General features: G+C 69.7%; 13 protein-coding genes. 10 read left to right on the top strand and 3 right to left on the bottom strand.

Annotated features, from left to right (window positions below):
• The first annotated feature begins 5 nt into the window (after window positions 1–5).
• From FOZ76_RS11815 to FOZ76_RS11805, 3 genes are read left to right on the top strand one after another with little or no spacing between them, the layout of a single operon-like run.
• Window positions 6–2,537, top strand: coding sequence for an acyl-CoA reductase (locus tag FOZ76_RS11815; protein WP_143948470.1), 2,532 nt, complete (start codon window positions 6–8; stop codon window positions 2,535–2,537).
• Between the two features lie 14 nt (window positions 2,538–2,551).
• Entirely contained in the window at window positions 2,552–3,835 is a 1,284-nt protein-coding gene (locus FOZ76_RS11810; protein ID WP_143948469.1) for a phenylacetate--CoA ligase family protein, read from the top strand.
• A gap of 30 nt (window positions 3,836–3,865) precedes the next feature.
• Window positions 3,866–5,389, top strand: a complete 1,524-nt coding sequence (locus FOZ76_RS11805; RefSeq protein ID WP_143948468.1) for a GNAT family N-acetyltransferase — start codon at window positions 3,866–3,868, stop codon at window positions 5,387–5,389.
• Between the two features lie 30 nt (window positions 5,390–5,419).
• Here the strand turns inward: FOZ76_RS11805 and FOZ76_RS11800 are convergent, their stop codons facing one another.
• Together FOZ76_RS11800 and FOZ76_RS11795 are read right to left on the bottom strand one after the other, a co-directional pair.
• On the bottom strand, window positions 5,420–5,704 hold the full coding sequence (locus FOZ76_RS11800; protein WP_143948467.1) for a DUF3175 domain-containing protein: 285 nt from the start codon (window positions 5,702–5,704) through the stop codon (window positions 5,420–5,422).
• Window positions 5,705–5,781: 77 nt separating this feature from the next.
• Window positions 5,782–6,732, bottom strand: coding sequence for a LysR family transcriptional regulator (locus FOZ76_RS11795; protein WP_143948466.1), 951 nt, complete (start codon window positions 6,730–6,732; stop codon window positions 5,782–5,784).
• A 189-nt stretch (window positions 6,733–6,921) separates the two neighbouring features.
• Between FOZ76_RS11795 and FOZ76_RS11790 the strand changes: the two genes are divergently transcribed.
• The 6 genes from FOZ76_RS11790 (at window position 6,922) to FOZ76_RS11765 (ending at window position 15,974) form a co-directional block, all read left to right on the top strand.
• Window positions 6,922–7,878, top strand: a complete 957-nt coding sequence (locus FOZ76_RS11790) for a tripartite tricarboxylate transporter substrate binding protein (protein ID WP_143948465.1) — start codon at window positions 6,922–6,924, stop codon at window positions 7,876–7,878.
• Window positions 7,875–8,948 (top strand): maleylacetate reductase, encoded by a 1,074-nt coding sequence (locus FOZ76_RS11785; protein ID WP_143948464.1) that lies wholly within the window; start codon window positions 7,875–7,877, stop codon window positions 8,946–8,948. The genes FOZ76_RS11790 and FOZ76_RS11785 overlap by 4 nt, the downstream gene beginning before the upstream one ends.
• A 183-nt stretch (window positions 8,949–9,131) precedes the next feature.
• On the top strand, window positions 9,132–9,542 hold the full coding sequence (locus FOZ76_RS11780; RefSeq protein WP_170235407.1) for a DUF2946 family protein: 411 nt from the start codon (window positions 9,132–9,134) through the stop codon (window positions 9,540–9,542).
• Window positions 9,543–9,601: 59 nt separating this feature from the next.
• Window positions 9,602–11,752: a TonB-dependent receptor gene (locus FOZ76_RS11775; protein ID WP_143948462.1), complete on the top strand. Its 2,151-nt coding sequence runs from the start codon at window positions 9,602–9,604 to the stop codon at window positions 11,750–11,752.
• A gap of 14 nt (window positions 11,753–11,766) precedes the next feature.
• Window positions 11,767–13,263 carry a PepSY domain-containing protein gene (locus tag FOZ76_RS11770; protein ID WP_143948461.1) on the top strand — a complete coding sequence of 499 codons (1,497 nt, stop codon included), beginning with the start codon at window positions 11,767–11,769 and terminating at the stop codon, window positions 13,261–13,263.
• Window positions 13,264–13,340: 77 nt separating this feature from the next.
• Window positions 13,341–15,974, top strand: a complete 2,634-nt coding sequence (locus FOZ76_RS11765) for an excinuclease ABC subunit UvrA (RefSeq protein ID WP_143948460.1) — start codon at window positions 13,341–13,343, stop codon at window positions 15,972–15,974.
• Window positions 15,975–16,241: 267 nt separating this feature from the next.
• On the opposite strand, the gene FOZ76_RS11760 is transcribed toward FOZ76_RS11765, so the two are convergent.
• Complete coding sequence (locus tag FOZ76_RS11760; RefSeq protein ID WP_143948459.1) at window positions 16,242–16,445, bottom strand: cold-shock protein; 204 nt, start codon at window positions 16,443–16,445, stop codon at window positions 16,242–16,244.
• Between the two features lie 502 nt (window positions 16,446–16,947).
• Between FOZ76_RS11760 and FOZ76_RS11755 the strand changes: the two genes are divergently transcribed.
• Window positions 16,948–17,214, top strand: coding sequence for a hypothetical protein (locus tag FOZ76_RS11755; RefSeq protein WP_143948458.1), 267 nt, complete (start codon window positions 16,948–16,950; stop codon window positions 17,212–17,214).
• Window positions 17,215–17,315 lie beyond the last annotated feature (101 nt).

Genomic DNA, 17,315 nt, shown 5'->3' with positions numbered 1-17,315 from the left:
TCCCGTTGAGCCCTGCGCACAACGCCGACACGCCGCATTTCTGGTTCGGTGAATGGTTGTCCGACGCCGGCCTGCACGACGCGCTCGCGGCGCTGCCGCTGCATCTGGACCGCGTCTTGGCCCGCCCCTTTCCGCTCGACGCCCTGCTGGGCGCCTGCGACGCGCTGGCGCACGAGATCGCCGCTGGCGGCGCCGGGTGCGATGCGCTGCTGCGCCAGGCCCGCCTGGCGCTCGCCGAGGACGAGGCGCGCGAAATGATGCAGGCGCTCGCGGCCCCGCTGCGCCGCGACGTGCTCGAAGAGAAGCTGCGCAGCGAGCTGGGTTCCGTGCGTCCCGGCGTGCTCGAACGCCGCTACCCGGGCCGCCAGTACGAGGCCTGGCAGCCCCTGGGGTCGGTGGTGCACGTCATGCCGTCGAACGTGCTTACGGTGGGTGCGCTCGGGCTCGTCGAGAGCCTGCTCGGCGGCAATCTGAACGTGGTCAAGGTCGGCGCGCGCGACACGGCCTTCACCGCGATCTTCGCCGGCCTGCTGGCCGAGCGGGCGGTCGGCGCGGGCCTGGCCGAATACATGGCGGTCGTGCACGTGCCCTCCCAGGACCAGGACACCCTGGCTCGCCTTTTCGCGCAGGCGGATGTCATCTCGGCCTGGGGCGGCGAGGCCGCGATCACCGCCGTGCGCCGGCTGGCCCCGGCCAACGCGCGCGTGCTCGCCTGGGGACACAAGGTGTCCTTCGCTTATCTGGCCGAGGACTGCCTGGACGATGCCGGCGTGCTCGAGGCCATTGCCCGCGACATCTGCCGCCTGGACCAGCAGGCCTGCTCCAGCCCGCAGACCCTGCTCGTCGAAGCCGAGGGCGAACGCCTGGACACCATCGCCGAAGGCCTGGCCCAGGCCCTCGCGCGCATCTCGCCCACGCTGCCGCGCCGCGAGCCGGACATGGCCGAGCAGGCCGAGATCACGACGGTGGTGAGCGTGACCGAAGCCGAACAGGCGCTGGGCCTGACGCGGGTGATCGCCGACGCCGCCGGCCAATGGCGGCTGCTGCTCGACCAGCGCCCCGGCCTGCGCCCCTCGCCGCTGTACCGCACGCTGTGGATCAAGCCCGTGCAGCGGGCCGCCATCGGCGCCGTGCTGCGGCCCATGCGCCCCTGGCTGCAGACCTGCGGCCTGGCCGCCACCCGCGCGAGCTTCCCGGCGCTCGCGCGCCAGTTGCTCGCGGCCGGTGTCACCCGCATCACGCGCCCCGGCGAGATGATCGACAGCTACACCGGGGCTCCGCACGATGGCGTGTACGCCCTGCAGCACCTGACGCGCCGCGTCTCGGTGGACGGCCCGGGCAGCCTGGCCGACGTGGGCTCCTTTGCCCAGTTCGAGCCCGCGCCCATGCTGGCGCCGGCGCCGGGCACGCCGATTCTGACCAAGGCGGGTTTCCAGGCCCTGGGCCAGGACGACACCGCTCCCACCGGCCTGCTCGTGCGCAGCGGCGGCTCCAGCGGTCAGGTCGCCTACTCGCGCTTTCGCTGGCCCGATTACGCGCGCCAGATGCTCGAGACCAGCCACGGGCTGGTGGCCGCCGGCCTGGACCCCGCGGCCGACCGCGTGATGAACCTCTTCGCCGCCGGTTATCTGTACGGCAGCTTCATCAGCTTCTGGACCATTCTCGAGAACCTGGGCGTCGAGCAGTTGCCCATGGCCATGGTGCAGGAATACGAACTCATCGCCGATCAGATCATCGAGCACCGCGTCAACGTGCTGCTCGGCATGACACCGCATCTGCTCGGGCTCTTCGTGGCCCAGGGCGAACGCCTCAAGGCCGCCGGTTGTATCGACAAGGTGTTCTACGGCGGCGAGGCGCTGTCGAGCGCGCAGCGCGCATTCCTGACGCAGGACTGCGGCGTGCCCCTGGTGCGCTCCGTGGCCTATGGCTCCAACGACGCCGGCCCCATGGGCTACCAGTGCGAGCACTGCGAGGGCAGCGTGCATCACCTGTTCTCCGGCCTGCAGCACCTGGAGATCGTCGCGCTCGAGGAAGACGCGCCCGTCGCCGACACGCAGATCGGCCGTCTGCTGCTCTCGTCCCGGGCGCGCAGCTCGCCGCGCATCGAGCGCTACGAGATCGGCGACACGGGCCGCTGGGTGGCGGGCGATTGCCCCTGCGGCCGGCGCGACCCGCGCTTCGAGCTGACGGGCCGGCTGGGCGACGTCTTCAAGGCCGGCAGTCCCCTGCTGAACTACGGCCGCTTCGTGCAGTTGCTCGATGCGGGCTTCGGCTACGCCGGCCCCTTGCAGGTGCACGTGGACAGCGCGGGGGCGACGACGCTGGTGCGCCTGTGGGTCGACGCTTCGCTCGCCGCGCCCGCCGCCGACGTCGCCGAGTACCTCATGACGCACTACGAGGAACTCGGCGTCGCCCGTCACTACGCCCTGCCCACCCAGGTACGGATCGAGACCCGCGCAGAAGAGGAATTCCTGCGCGTGAAGGCGAGCGGCAAGCTGCGCCACGTCATCGACCACCGCGCGGCCTCCGACCACTGAAGGCGACCCCGAACATGAGTACCACCCCCGCTGCTTCCGACGCGCTCGCCGCGCTGCTGCCGCACGTGCGCGCGCACTCTCCCTTCTATCGCGAATTCTACGCAGGGGTGCCCGAGGGCGAGACCCGGTTGCGGGCCTATCCCGTCCTCGACCATGCCCGCTTCTGGGAAGCCAACAGCGTGCAGGGCAACCGCGTCTTCACCCACCCGCTCACCGAGGGCATCACCTTCAAGAGCGGCGGCACCACCGGGCAGCCGAAGTACTCGGTGTTCACCCATGCCGAGTTCCGTGCCTTCACCCAGGCCTTCGGCGATGGTATGCGGCGCGCCGGCCTGCGTCCGGGCGAGCCCATCGGCAACCTGTTCTACGCGGGCCGGCTGTACGCGTCGTTTCTGTTCATCACGCGCAGCATCGAGGCCGCGGGCGTGGGCGTGTGCTATCCGATCGGCGGCGCCGACCCCGACGAGATCCTGGCCGCGTGGCGCCAGTTCGATCTCAGCACCCTGGCCGGCGTGCCGACCACGTTGATGTCGCTGCTCGGCGGCTTGAGCGCCCAGGACCGCCGCCGCCTGCGCCTGGAGACCTTCCTGTACGGCGGCGAGCCCATGTTTCCCGACCAGATCGCGGCGATCCAGGAAGTGTTCCCGGGCTGCAAGGTGCGCTCCATCGGCATTGCCGGCGTGGACTATGGCGAACTCGGCTGGGCCGCCGGCGACACGCCGGGTCTGCATCACAGCTTCGACGCGTCCACCGTGCTGGAGATCCTGGAGGACGACAGCGACACCGCGATCGACGCCGCCGGCGTCGCCGGACGGCTGGTAGTGACCAATCTCGAACGCCGGCTCATGCCGATCATCCGCTATCCGATCGGCGATCGGGGCGAGTGGGTCGATCCACCGGGCACGCCGTATCGCCGCTTCCGACTGCTCGGGCGCACCGGCGAAGGCGCGCGCATCGGGCCGATGACGCTGTACGTCGAGGACGTGCGCGCCGTGCTCGACGGCCTGGCGCAGCGCCTGCCGGTGCTGCGCGTGTCGTCCTTCCAGATCCAGGCCGAGCACTTCGAGCAGCGCGACTGCTGCCGCCTGCGCCTGGCCGTCGAAGCGCCGCAGGCGCTGGGCGAGGAAGAGGCGCGGCAGGTGCGCGAGGCGCTGTACGCCGAGCGCCACATGTACGCAGACCTGGTCGCCGAGGGAATCGTGCATCCGCTTCACGTCGAATGGGTGCGGACCGACGAACTCGCCAGCAACCCGCGCACGGGCAAGCTGCTGCGCGTCGTCGATCTCAGGCACCGCTGAACGTCCACTGTCGCTTTCCGATCGAACGCCATGTCCATCACGTCTTCCGACGCCCCGGGGTTGCCCTGGGTGCGCCTGTCGGTACCCGCGCAGCACCAGGCCATCGGCCTCGTGCAATCCATGCTCTGCCTGCAGGCCGCGGCCTGCGGTTTCCACGATGCGGCGCAAACGCGCATGCGGCTGGCGGTGGAGGAGGCCATCCTGACCATCCTGCGCCTGACCCACGGCGACGACCCGCTCACCTCGGCCACGCCGGGCGCGGGCGTGCTCGACATTCAGGTCGCCGTCCTGCCGGCGGCGCTGCAACTGCGCATCACCGACTACGGGCTGCCCTACGACCTGGACCTCGTGCCCCTCTTCTCGCCGGCCGAACCGGACAGCAGCGCGCAGGATTCGGGCGGCCTGTCGGCCTACCTGATGCACAACATGGCCGACGAGATCCGCGTGCTGCCGCCCGGCGCCCAGGGCCAGAGCGTCGAACTGGAATGGCGCCTGCTGGCGTCGGCCACGCCCGCGCCAGGGCAGAACCCTGGCGGCGCGCCCGAAATGCGCGACGCAGGCCGCGTCGAGATCCGCGCGTTGCGCGACAACGACGCCATCCATCTCGCCCGGCTGATGTACCGCAACTACGGCTATTCGTACGTGAACCCGGACATGTACATTGCCGAGCGCATCCGCGCGCGCACGCATGACGGCCGGCTCGCCTCCTGGGTGGCCAGCGCCGAGGATGGCGAATTGATCGGTCATTTCGCCCTCATGAAAGGCCATGCCGACGACCCCATCGTGGAGGTCGGCGCAGCAGTCGTCTCGCCCCGCGCCCAGGGCAACGGCGTGTTCGGCCGGTTGTTCGACGCGATCGAAGCGGCGCTGCCGGGCCGCCCCGAAGCGGCGGCCTGCGTGCACGCCGTGACCTGCCACCCGTATACCCAGAAAACCATGCTGCACCGGGGCTACCAGCCCTGCGCCCTGATGCTGGGCTACACGCCGACCACGCTGCAGTTCCGCAGCGTCGCCGACCAACTGTCCCAGGAGCGCGGCAGTGTCTATTACTGCTGCAAGCTGCTCAAGCCGATGGCCCCGCTCGCGGTGCACGTGCCCGACGCGGCGACCGAGCTGGTGCGCGAAACGGCCGCGCTGATCGGCTTGCCGCTGGCGATCGAACCGCGCGCCGCGCCCGCGCTCGCGGACTCCGCTTTCGAGATCGAGATCGAGGGCGCGCTCAACGTGGCCTACATCCGCGTGCTCGCCTGGGGCGAGGACGCGCCCGGACGACTGCGCCGCGAACTGAAACGCCTGTGCCGCCAACACGTGGACGCCATCTACCTGGCACTGGACCTGGCGCGCGCCGACAGCCCCCATGCCTGGCCGGCCCTGGCCGAGGCCGGCTTCCTGCCCGCGGGGCTCGCGCCCTTCCTGCCCTGGCCGGCCACCTTTCTGTGGCAGTACCTGAACAACCAGCACCTGAGCTGGGAAGGCGTGCACGCGGTAGGGCCGCACGCGGAACGCCTGAAATCCGAGGCGTTCGCCGCCTATCGGCGCCAGGAGATGCTCTGAGGCGGTAGCCGCGCCGCCCCAACGCCAGGCTCAGCGCTTCGGTGCGCGCCCGAAAACCTTGCGCAGCTCATCCTTCGTCCGTTCGAGCACATCGCGCTGCGCCGCGGACAACTGATCCCCGGCGCGGTTGATGTAGAACGTGAGCATGGACATCGCCGAGCGATAGGGCTCCGCCTTGCGCCGGTGGCTGGACTGCGCCGAGCGCTTGAGCGCGGCGGCGATGCGCTGCGGGTCGTGCCAGGTGAACACGCCCTCGGGCAGGTCGAGGGCATCGCTGGTCTCGGTGACGTGCTGCGACCATTTCTTGGCGGGCATGACGCTCTCCTGAAAGCCAGGTAGACGGCAAGTGCCGTGCCGGGATCGACGCATGCGCCGTGGCGTGCCTGCGCGGACTACGAAAGTGCGTATGCCGGTGCCGAGGCGGCACCCAGCGGCTCGCTCGCCGCCTCATAGGCAGCGAGCTTGGCGGCCAGGTAATCGGTGAAGGCGCGGATGCGCGCGCTGGCGCGCGGCAAGGCGCGCAGCGCATAGATGCCCGACGGCGGCAATGGCGCCACGTCCGACAGCGCGATCTCGCGCAGGGTGCCCGAGGCGACTTCGGCGCCCACGGACCAGTTCGGCATCAAGGCAATACCCAGGCCCTGGATCACGGCCAGCCGCCGGGCGTCGCAATCGTCGCATTCGAGCACGAAGCTCGGTGCGCAGGCCGCGCGTGGCGTACCGATGAGCTCGCGCCAGCCGCGCATGCTGGTGCTGTGCCGGCGATCGATCAGGCGGTGGCCGTCCAGCTCGGCCAGGCAGGTCGGCTCGCCATGTCGCGCCAGATACGCCGGCGCGGCGCACATTAGGTAGCGGTGCGTGCCCAGCCGCTGGCCGACCAGGCTGCTGTCGGGCTGCTGGCCGACGCGCAGGACGAGATCGACGCGCTCGACGACGGGATCGACGATGCGCTCGGTGAGATCCAGCTCGATGCGGATGCCGGGATACCGGTCGTTGAAATCGCCCAGCCACGGCAGGACGTGGCGGCGAGCGAAGGCGGGCAGACAGCTCAGGCGCAGCAGACCGTGCACGCCCTGCTCGATCGCAGTCACTTCGCTGCGCGCTTCGCGCAGGTCGTGCAGGATGCGCACGGCGCGCTCGAACAGCCGCTCGCCTGCCTCGGTAGGCGCCAGCGCTCGGGTGGAACGCGTGAACAGCGACACGCCGAGTTCGCCTTCGAGCGCGTCCACCTGACGCGCCACCGACGAAGCCACCAGTCCGCGCCGCCGCGCAACCTCGGAGAAACTGCGCGCCCGGAACACGTCGACGAAGACTTCCAGGCTTTCGGCAAATTTCAGGTTCATCTATGCATCCGTCGCAAAAGCGTTTCGCGGCTCGCCTGCTTGTTCTCGTGATAGCGCAAGCATAGCATCGGCGGACCTGAGAAAAATCGCCAATCGACGTGGCAACGTCCGGCTTCCAGGCGACAGGCTCGCCAGGGCAAGCCGGCGAGCTTTGCGCCATATGCAAAAACCAATAGACAAGGAGACTTCATGAAAATGTCCTGGATCGCGGCAGCAGCCGCCTTCGCCATCGGTGCGCACGCGCCGGCCCTGGCCGACGCCTATCCCGGCAAACCGCTGGCCATCGTCGTTCCCTTTGCCGCGGGCGGCACCGTGGACAACGTCGCGCGCCAGGTCCAGGACGTCCTGCGCGACAAGTTCGGCCAGACCGTGATCATCGAGAACCGCGGCGGCGCGGGTGGCACCATCGGCACTGCCACGGTCGCCAAGGCCAACCCGGACGGCTATACGGTGGCCATGGTGTTCGACTCCTACGCCACCGAGCAGCACGTCTATCCCAAGCTGCCGTACGCACAGAGCGGCTTGACCGGCGTGTCGTACATGGTGCGCTCGCCCATGGTGCTGGCCGTGCCGGCCGAATCGCCCTATCGCACCCTGCAGGACTATGTCGAAGCCGCCAAGCAGGGCCGCGACGTCAGCTACGCCTCGGTCGGCCCGGGCAGCTCCAATCACCTGGCCGCAGAACTGTTCCACCAGACCGCCGGCACGCGCGGCATGCACATTCCGTACAAGGGCGGCGGCCCTGCGATCACCGATCTGATGGGCGGCCACGTGGATTCGATGATCGCCAGCCTGCCGCTGGTCCTGCCGGGCATCCAGGGCGGCAAGCTGCGCGCCCTGGCCGTGACCTCGACCGAGCGCAGCCCCGCGCTGCCCGACACGCCGGCGCTTGCCGAGCACTATCCCGGCCTGCAGGTGTATTCCTGGGTCGGCATGATCGCGCCCGCGGCCACCCCGTCGGATGTGCTGCAGACCCTCGCGCAGAAGGTCCAGGCCACGCTGGAGGATCCGGTGGTGGCCAAGCGCCTGGGCGAGCGCGGCTTCGAGGTGGTCGCCGGCGGGCCCGCCGACATGGACCGTCTGTACGGCGAGGAGTCCGAACGTTGGGGCGCGCTCATACGCGAACGCAACATCGTGACGCAATGAAAGCCTTCACCTACGTCCAGCGCGCCCAGCGCGTGGTGTTCGGCGCGGGCCGCTACACCACGCTCGCGCAGGAAGCGGCAGCGCTCGGCATGCGGCGCGCCCTGCTGGTATCCACGCCCAGCCAGGCAGCGCGGGTCGAGCAGGCGGTGGCGCTCCTCGGCGCAAGCCACGTCGCCGGGGTTTTCGACGGCGCCGTCATGCACGTTCCGGTCGAGGTCGTGGCCAGCGCTCGCGCACAGCTCGATGCGGCTGCCGCCGACGGTCTGATCGCCCTCGGGGGCGGCTCCACCGTCGGCCTCGCCAAGGCGCTCGCCCTGCAGACCGGGCTGCCGATCCTGGCCGTGCCGAGCACCTACGCCGGCTCGGAAATGACGCCGGTCTACGGGATCACGCGCGACGGCGTGAAGACGACCGGGCAATCTGCGCGGGTGCTGCCGCGCACGGTGATCTACGATGCCGAACTCACCTATGGCCTGCCCGCAGCGCTCAGTGTGACCAGCGCCTTCAATGCCATGGCCCATGCCGCCGAAGCCTTGTACGCGGCGGACGCGAACCCGGTGACCAGCCTGATGGCCGAGGAAGGGATACGCGCGCTGGCTTCGGCCATTCCCGCACTTGCCCGCGGCGCAGCCACGGATGCCGCGGCGGTCCAGGCACGCTCGGACGCGCTGTACGGCGCCTGGCTGTCCGGGGCCACGCTGGGCGCGGTCGGCATGGCCCTGCATCACAAGCTCTGCCACACCCTGGGCGGCAGCTTCAATCTACCGCATGCCGAGGCGCACACCGTCATCCTGCCCCACGCGCTGGCCTACAACGCGTCCGAGGCGCCGGAAGCCATGGCGCGGATCGCGCGCGCCATCGGCGCCGACGACGCCCCTCTGGGCCTGTACCGGCTGGCGCGCGAGCACGGCGCGCCGACCTCGCTGCGCCAGCTCGGGCTGAGCGAAAGCGATCTGGATCGGGTCTGCGAACTGGCCCTGCGCAACCAGTACCCGAATCCGCGCGCGCTTCAGGCCGAGGCGTTGAGGGGGCTGTTGCGGCGTGCCCATGCGGGCGAGCCCCCGCGCTGACCCACGCGTTGCCGGGCACCGGGCGGCATCCCTGGCCGCCCGCCCTCGGGTGCCTGCGCGGAGCCCAGCCATCGCGCCGGCACCGGCAGATGGCCACGCCGCCCCGCCCGGCGGCGCATGGACGCCCGCTGGGACATTTCGCCCCAGTTCCCAAGCCCGGCGTCGCGGCGTAGACTGCCGTCCGTGAATCTTTGCCAAGTGCATCTCTCGTTACGGCAATCCTCGATCTGGCGGCTCGTTGCCTGCCTGGTCCTGTTGACGCTGCTCGGCCGATTCGCATTGCCCGCCGGCTTCATGCCGAGCGCGCAGGGCCCGGACGGACAGCTCGTGCTGTCCTTGTGCTCCGGTCAGAGCCTGCCCGGCTGGGCGAGCGCCAAGGTCCACGACGCGGACGACGACGATGGCGGCCTGGGCACCGCCTGTCCCTTCGGTCTGCTCGCCCTGCAGACACTCACGCCCGATGCCGACCTGCAGCCCGTGCGGGTTGCGTTCGCCCTCATCGCCGTCGTGCCGCCGGCGCATCGCGCGCTGCCGGCGCTGCCCGCCACCGGCCCGCCGCTGGGCTCGCGCGCCCCGCCCTCGCTCCTCGTTTGATCTTCCCGGCCCGCGCCATGTCGCCGCGGGCCGCACGACAATCCGCGAGGAGTTTTTTCATGTCCGCATGCCACGAGGCCAGCGCAGCCTCGCCCCGCCTTGGCCGTCTGTTCGTTTGCGCCGCAAGCCTGCCGCTTGCCCTGGGCCTGGCGCCCGCCGCCGCCCTGGCCCAGCCTGCCGCGACCCTGGCACCGATCGTCGTCACCGGCAGCCAATCCGCCACGCTCGATGCGCCCGCCTCGGTCGGCTCCAACCTCGGCCTCACCGCCCGGCAGACGCCCGCCAGCGTGGAAACCATCACCCGCGATCAACTGGAGGAGCGCGGCGACGCCAACGTGTCCGACGCGCTCACCCGGGCCACCGGTTTCTCGGCCATGGGCCACCCCGGCAACGGGCTGAGTTCACTGTCCGTGCGGGGCTTTACCGACAGCGGCTCGGTGATGCGGCTGTACGACGGCCTGCGCCAGTACGGCGGCGTGGGCGTGACTTTTCCCTTCGACACCTGGTCGGTCGAGCGCATCGAGGTGCTGCGCGGCCCGGCCTCGGTGATCCATGGCGACGGGGCCATCGGCGGCGTGGTCGACATCGTGCCAAAGAAGCCCACGCGCGGCGCCATCGAGAACGAGGTCCAGGCCACCATCGGCACCCGCAACACCGCCCGCCTGGGCCTGGGCAGCGGCGGCGCGCTCGGCAAGGACCTGTCGTATCGGCTCGATCTGAGCGGCAACGACAGCGGCGGCTGGGTCGAGCGCGGCAACAACGGCGATGCCACCTTCTCCGGCGCACTGCGCTGGGACACCACGCCGGATCTGAACCTCACCCTGAGCCACGCCTACGGCTACCAGCGGCCGATGCGCTACTTCGGCACCCCGCTGGTGGACGGCGAGCAACGCGACGCCCTGCGCGAGAAGAACTACAACGTCGAGGACGCCTTCATGCGTTTTCGGGACCAGTGGACACAGCTCGACGCGGTCTGGACGCCGAACGCCGACACCAGCGTGCGCAGCCGCCTCTACCACGTCGCCAGCCAGCGCGACTGGCGCAACGCCGAGCGCTACGTCCACAACCCCGGTACGGGGCTGATCGACCGCTCGGACAACACGGCGATTTCGCACGATCAGAAGCAAACGGGCCTGACCACCGACGCGAGCCTCACGCAGCGCTGGGGCGGCATCGGCAACACGTTCTCGCTGGGTTTCGACCTCAACACCGCGCGCTTCGAGCACACCAACAATACCTACACCGGCAGCTCCGGCCCGGTCGATCCGTACGATGTCGACCCGGGCGACTTCCGGAGCGACATCCCGACCATTCCGCGCTACCGCAACCGGGCCCATCAGTTCTCCCTGTTCATGGAAGACCGCATCGCCTTCACCGAGCGCTGGTCTGTCGTCGGCGGCATCCGCTACGATCATGCCCGCGTAACCCGGGACGATCTGATCGCCGGCACGCGCGCGCTGCGCAAGACCTATTCCGACGTCGGCTGGCGCCTGGGCACGGTCTACGACCTCGGCCCGGACCTCTCGGTGTATGCGCAATACGCCGCAGCCGCGGACCCGGTGAGCGGGCTGCTCATGCTCGGCCCCGCCAATGCGGACTTCGACCTGGCCAAGGGCAGGCAGGTGGAAGTGGGCCTGAAGCAGGCCTTCTGGCAAGGGCGCGGCGAGTGGACGCTGGCCGCCTATCGCATCCGCAAGTCCGGCCTGCTCACCCGCGACGCCGCCGATCCGGACCTGCGCGTGCAGGTCGGCGAGCAATCCTCCCGCGGCATCGAGGCCAGTGCCAGCCTTGCTTTGGGCCAAGGCTGGTCGATCGAGGCGAACGCCACCGCCTTGCGCGCCCGCTACGACGACTTCATCGAAGCCAGCGGCGGCGGCGCCGTCTCGCGCAGCGGCAATGTGCCGCCCAATGTGCCCGAACGCCTGGCCAACGTCTGGCTGAGCTGGAACTTCCAGCCCGGCTGGACAGCGATGGGCGGCTTGCGCCATGTGGGCAAGCGCTATGCGGACAACGCCAACACCGTCGAGCTGCCGTCCTACACCACGCTGGATCTCGCGCTGCGCTGGGACCTGAACCGCGGCACGGCGATCACCGCGCGCGGCTACAACGTCCTGGACCGCGCCTACTTCACCACCGCGTACTATACCGACACGCAGTGGCTGTACGGACCGGGGCGGCGCTTCGAGCTGACCCTGAACCACCGCTACTGACCGGCGCTGCGACCATGGCCCTGCGCACCCGACTCAAACGCCTGACCTACCTCGTCCATCGCTGGACCGGCGTGGCCGGCTGCATCCTGATGCTGCTCTGGTTCGTGAGCGGCATCACCATGCTGTTCGTCGGCTATCCCAAGCTGACACCCTGGGAGCGGCTGGGCGCGCTGCCCGAACTGCCGGTGCAAGGCTGCTGCGCCCCATTGCAGGCGCTGCCCATCGGCGCGGACAGCGGCGCGCTGGTCCTGACCTCCATCCGCGGCCAGCCGTACTACGTTGCCTCGGATCGCTACGCTTACGATGCGCGCACCGGCTCGCCCGCCGCCCCGGTCGCACCCGAGGAGGCGCTGGCCGAAGCCGCGAGCCATCTCCCCGGCGCCCGGCTGGACTACGCCGGCACGGTGCAGGAAGATCGCTGGACCCATGCCGGCAGGCTCGACGCGCACCGCCCGCTGCACCGCGTGACGTGGCAAGGCGCCGGGCGCGGCACCCTGTACATTTCGTCGGCCACCGGCCAGGTCGTGCTCGACGCCCCGCTCGTGCAGCAACGCTGGAACTACGTCGGCGCCTGGCTGCACTGGGTCTATCCGCTGCGCACCGCGTCGGTCGATCCGGCCTGGTCGTGGATCGTCATCGCGCTCTCCGCCATGGGCACGCTCACCGCCGTCAGCGGCGTGACCGTGGGCATCTGGCGCTGGCGCTTTCGCGGCCGTTACAAATCGGGCGGCCACTCGCCCTATCGCGAACCCTGGATGCACTGGCACCACTGGGTCGGCCTGGTCTTCGGCGGCATCGTCTGCACCTGGAACTTCAGCGGGCTGATGTCGATGAATCCGGTGGGCGTGTTCTCGCCGGGTGACGCTCGGCCCGACCTGGCGGCGTACGAGGGCGAGGCCCCGGCCGCGCTGCCCGACGGCCTGGGCGATCCGCACGTCGTCCTGCAAGCCTTGCGCAAGGACGGTTTCGCGCCAGTGGAACTGCAGTGGCGGCGCCTGGACGGTGTGCCCTACGTGCTGGCCTACGATGCGCAGGCCGCGTCGCGGCTGGTGCTGGGCGCGAGCGGCCGGCTGCGTGTCGCCACGCAATTCGAGCCCGTACAGGTCGAGCCCGCGGCGCGCCACCTGTTCGACTCGCCCCCGGCGCGGACCGCCCTGCTCGGCGCCTACGACGCCTACTACTACCAGCGCCATCCCGAGGCCATGAACGGCGGCACCGTGCGCGGCCTGCCCGCCCTCGCGCTGGATTTCGACGATGCGGCGCACACTCGGGTCTACATCGACCTGCGCACCGGCGCCGTCGCGCAAAGCCTGGCGCAACCGGAACGCGCGGGACGCTGGCTGTTCTACTTCCTGCACAGTTGGGACGTGCCGGCGCTGCTGCGCCTCGGCCCGGTGCGCGACGCCATCCTGATCCTGCTCAGCCTGGGCGGCATCGTCGTCTCGGCCAGCGGCGCGGTGATCGGCTGGCGGCGGCTGCGCGGCACATTCAGGGACAAGCGGCGCGCCTAGGCATGGAAGAACACGCGTAGGCTTCGGCCAGCGCGGCGTCCAGATCGACCGGCGCGCCGATCGGCGATACTCGCAGCATGGCCAAACCCTCCCTCCCCCGGACGCTACAGCCCGATGCCTGCATTCGCGTGCGCGGCGCGCGCGAGCACAATCTGAAGAATGTCGACGTGGACATCCCGCGCGATGCGCTGGTGGCGTTTTCGGGTGTCTCCGGCTCGGGCAAGTCCTCGCTCGCCTTCGGCACCGTCTATGCCGAGGCCCAGCGGCGCTACCTCGAATCGCTGTCGCCGTACGCCCGGCGCCTGATCGACCAGGTCGGCGTGCCCGACGTGGACGCCATCGACGGGCTGCCGCCCGCCGTGGCGCTGCAGCAGCAGCGCGGCAGCGCCAACGTGCGTTCCACCGTGGGCAGCGTGACCACGCTGTCCAGCCTGCTGCGCATGCTGTATTCGCGTGCAGGAACCTACCCGGCCGGGCAGCCCATGCTCTACGCGGAGGATTTCTCGCCCAATACGCCGCAGGGCGCCTGCCCGCGCTGCCATGGCCTGGGCTCGGTCTACGAAGCCACCGAGGCCACGATGGTGCCGGACCCGTCGCTCACGATCCGCGAGCGCGCCATCGCGGCCTGGCCGCCGGCCTGGCACGGCCAGAACCTGCGCGACATCCTGGTCACCCTGGGCTATGACGTCGACCGGCCATGGCGCGACCTGCCCCGCAAGGACCGCGACTGGATCCTCTACACCGAGGAGCAGCCCACGGTGCCTGTCTATGCAGGCCTCAGCCCGGCGCAAACCGCCGAGGCCCTGCGCGGCAAGCGCGAGCCCAGCTATATGGGTACATTCACGAGCGCGCGGCGCTACGTGCTGCACACCTTCGCGAGCACCCAGAGCGCGATGATGAAAAAGCGCGTGTCGCGCTACATGACGGGCACGGCCTGCCCGGCCTGCCAGGGCCGCCGCCTCAAGCCCGAAGCACTCGCCGTGACCTTCGCCGGGCTGGACATCGGCTCGCTGGCCCACCTGCCGCTGGCACGCATCGCCCAGGCGCTGCGTCCGGCCGCCGAGGGCCGCTTCGCCGCGCCCGCGGACACGCCGGCGCCCAGCGCCGCGGCGCGCCGCCGCGACCGCGCGCAGCGGGCTGCGGCGGGCGCGTCCACCCACGCGGGCAATCCGGACGTACGCCGCACCCCGGACCTGTCCGAGGAAAAGCGCATCGCCGCGCAGCGCCTGGCCCATGACCTGGTGGAGCGCATCGGCACCCTGGAATCGCTGGGCCTGGGCTATCTCTCGCTGGACCGCACCACGCCCACACTGTCGCCGGGCGAACTGCAGCGCCTGCGCCTGGCCACGCAGATCCGTGCCAACCTTTTCGGTGTGGTCTATGTGCTCGACGAGCCCTCGGCGGGCCTGCATCCGGCCGACGGCGCCGCCCTGCACACCGCGCTCGAGCGGCTGCGGGCGGCCGGCAACACCGTCTTCGTGGTCGAGCACGACCTGGACACGCTGCGTCGCGCGGACTGGCTGGTGGACGTAGGCCCCGGCGCCGGCCAGCACGGCGGCACGGTGCTGTACAGCGGGCCGCCCGCGGGCCTGCGCGACGTGCCCGCGTCGGTCACCGCACGCTATCTGTTCGATGCGCCCCAGGCGGGCCGCCGCCCGCGCGCGCCGGCCGGCTGGCTGGCGCTGACCGGCATCGAGCGCAACAACCTGCGCGGCATCGACGTGCGCTTTCCCCTGGGGGCATTCACCGCGGTCACCGGCATCTCCGGCTCCGGCAAGTCGAGCCTGGTCAGCCAGGCCCTGGTCGAGCTGGTCACCGCGCACCTGGGCCAGCAGCACGAGCCTGACGAGAGCGACGAGGATCTCCCCGCCTGGGGACCGGCGCTGGCGCCCACGGGCGGCCGCATCGCAGACGGCGCCGACGCCATCCGCCGCCTCGTCAACGTGGACCAGAAGCCCATCGGGCGCACACCGCGCTCCAACCTGGCCACCTACACCGGCCTCTTCGACCACGTGCGCAAACGCTACGCCGACACGCCGCAGGCCCGCAAGCGGCACTACAACGCGGGCCGCTTCTCGTTCAACGTCGCACAGGGCCGCTGCGAGACCTGCGAGGGCGAAGGCTTCGTCGAGGTGGAACTGCTCTTCATGCCCAGCGTGTATGCGCCCTGCCCGGCCTGCCATGGCAGCCGCTACAACGCCGAGACCCTGGAGATCACCTGGAACGGACGCAACATCGCCGAGGTGCTGGCCATGACCGTGGACGACGCCCTCGCCTTCTTCACGGAAGAACCCGCCATCCGGCGCCCGCTCGCCGTGCTGCGCGACATCGGGCTCGGCTATCTGCGCCTGGGCCAGCCCGCCACCGAACTGTCCGGCGGCGAAGCCCAGCGCATCAAGCTGGCCACGGAACTGCAGCGCAGCCAGGACGGCCGCAGCCTGTACGTGCTCGACGAGCCCACCACCGGCCTGCACGCCGCCGACGTGGGCAGGCTGATGCAGCAACTGCACGGGCTGGTCGACGCAGGCAACACCGTGGTGGTCGTCGAGCACAACCTGCGCGTGATCGCGGATGCCGACTGGGTGATCGATGTCGGCCCCGGCGCCGGCGAGGCGGGCGGAAACATCGTGGCCGCAGGCACGCCGGCACAGGTGGCACGGGCCCGGGAAAGCGTGACGGCGCGCTATCTGCGACGGGCGCTGGGCGAATAGACGAAGTCCGCGTGAATACGCGGACTGACGGGGCTTTCGGACTGGCGGGGGCTTTTGAAGTCTGCGGACGCCATACGCCGCACGGCCTGATGCATGCCGATACGCGCATCACGGCTCGTTCGGCGGCCGATTCTGCGGTGACGCGGTCAAGCGGGCCTGACCCTCAAAACAAAACCCCACATTCCGAAAAATGTGGGGTTCGTCTGCAATCCGAAGCCCTCGTCAGAGGGCTTTGCTGTCTGCCGCCAAACGGCAGCGCGCGACTGCTTACAGCGGCGTGATCTTCGTCGCTTGCGGGCCCTTCGGGCCATTGCCGGCAACGTAGCTTACGCGTTGGTTCTCGCGCAGCTCTTTGTAGCCGTCTCCTTGGATTTCGGAGAAATGCGCAAACAAGTCCTTGCCGCCATTCTCGGGCACGATGAAGCCGAACCCTTTGTCCGCGTTAAACCACTTGACGATACCTGTTTCCATGAGTGTTCCTTGAGGAATGCGGGCCCATGCCCGAAATGGAGAAGATCAAGGAAGCACTTGGACAATGATGGCGAACTGCCTATTGCACACGATCGAACGCAATCGCAACACTTGAAGATCTCCCGGGACTATGGGACTTCCGACCGCGCAAGTCAAGCAATCATTTACCTGCCGTGGGCCAGCCGGCGAACCGCCGTGCATACCTGCGGCGCGGATACGACATCTCGAACGCCACGGCCGGTACAGGCGCATGGCAATGTGCCGGCCAGCCCAGTGCCTTGACGTATCTGCTTTTTGAGACTACTATTTCGTTCTTGCCCAGGCCGTTGGCACCGGACTCATTACTACAATTTCAAGATCCGGTCGCTGCCATGGGTACTTAGCGCAGCGCCAAAGCTGGCGCTCTCCAGTAGAGCACCGATTTCAGTGCAGCCGATTCCATCCGGACGCGATTGCACGCTCGCACTGCCATGTCTACTCACATAAGAAAACACGGTAATTTTTGAAGAACATCTATCCAAACCAACTCGTCCAGCGCCCTTCATCTGAAGCTTTGCACCACCAGGAAATCCGCATCGGCGATCTCGTCAGCCTGAAGCCGCGCGATTCGAACTCCATCGTCAGCACCGTCATCATGGTCGTACCGCTGAACGGCACGACGACCTATACCAGCGAACACGTACACGCACCTCAGAGGCAGGGCTCGCCCGCCCGGGTGACGCGCTACCGCTTTCGCCTGCAGGACGTGCACCGCGTCATCCCGCACTGACGGAGTCGCGTTTGCCGTTCTAGCGCCACGGCGAGCTTGCCCCGGCAAGCCTCGTCCGGAGGCGAAGCTCGCGCACTGGCTTTCGTCCATGCTCAAAAAAT

The sequence above is a fragment of the Verticiella sediminum genome (assembly GCF_007558815.1).
Lineage (GTDB): Bacteria > Pseudomonadota > Gammaproteobacteria > Burkholderiales > Burkholderiaceae_B > Verticiella > Verticiella sediminum.
This window is presented reverse-complemented; position numbering and strand designations above follow the sequence as displayed.

Excerpts from the sequence above, each read along its gene's own strand:
- FOZ76_RS11810 (WP_143948469.1), top strand. The coding sequence starts at position 2,552 with ATGAGTACCACCCCCGCTGCTTCCGACGCGCTCGCCGCGCTGCTGCCG.
- FOZ76_RS11805 (WP_143948468.1), top strand. The coding sequence starts at position 3,866 with ATGTCCATCACGTCTTCCGACGCCCCGGGGTTGCCCTGGGTGCGCCTG.
- FOZ76_RS11800 (WP_143948467.1), bottom strand. The coding sequence starts at position 5,704 with ATGCCCGCCAAGAAATGGTCGCAGCACGTCACCGAGACCAGCGATGCC.
- FOZ76_RS11795 (WP_143948466.1), bottom strand. The coding sequence starts at position 6,732 with ATGAACCTGAAATTTGCCGAAAGCCTGGAAGTCTTCGTCGACGTGTTC.
- FOZ76_RS11790 (WP_143948465.1), top strand. The coding sequence starts at position 6,922 with ATGAAAATGTCCTGGATCGCGGCAGCAGCCGCCTTCGCCATCGGTGCG.
- FOZ76_RS11785 (WP_143948464.1), top strand. The coding sequence starts at position 7,875 with ATGAAAGCCTTCACCTACGTCCAGCGCGCCCAGCGCGTGGTGTTCGGC.
- FOZ76_RS11775 (WP_143948462.1), top strand. The coding sequence starts at position 9,602 with ATGTCCGCATGCCACGAGGCCAGCGCAGCCTCGCCCCGCCTTGGCCGT.
- FOZ76_RS11770 (WP_143948461.1), top strand. The coding sequence starts at position 11,767 with ATGGCCCTGCGCACCCGACTCAAACGCCTGACCTACCTCGTCCATCGC.
- FOZ76_RS11765 (WP_143948460.1), top strand. The coding sequence starts at position 13,341 with ATGGCCAAACCCTCCCTCCCCCGGACGCTACAGCCCGATGCCTGCATT.
- FOZ76_RS11760 (WP_143948459.1), bottom strand. The coding sequence starts at position 16,445 with ATGGAAACAGGTATCGTCAAGTGGTTTAACGCGGACAAAGGGTTCGGC.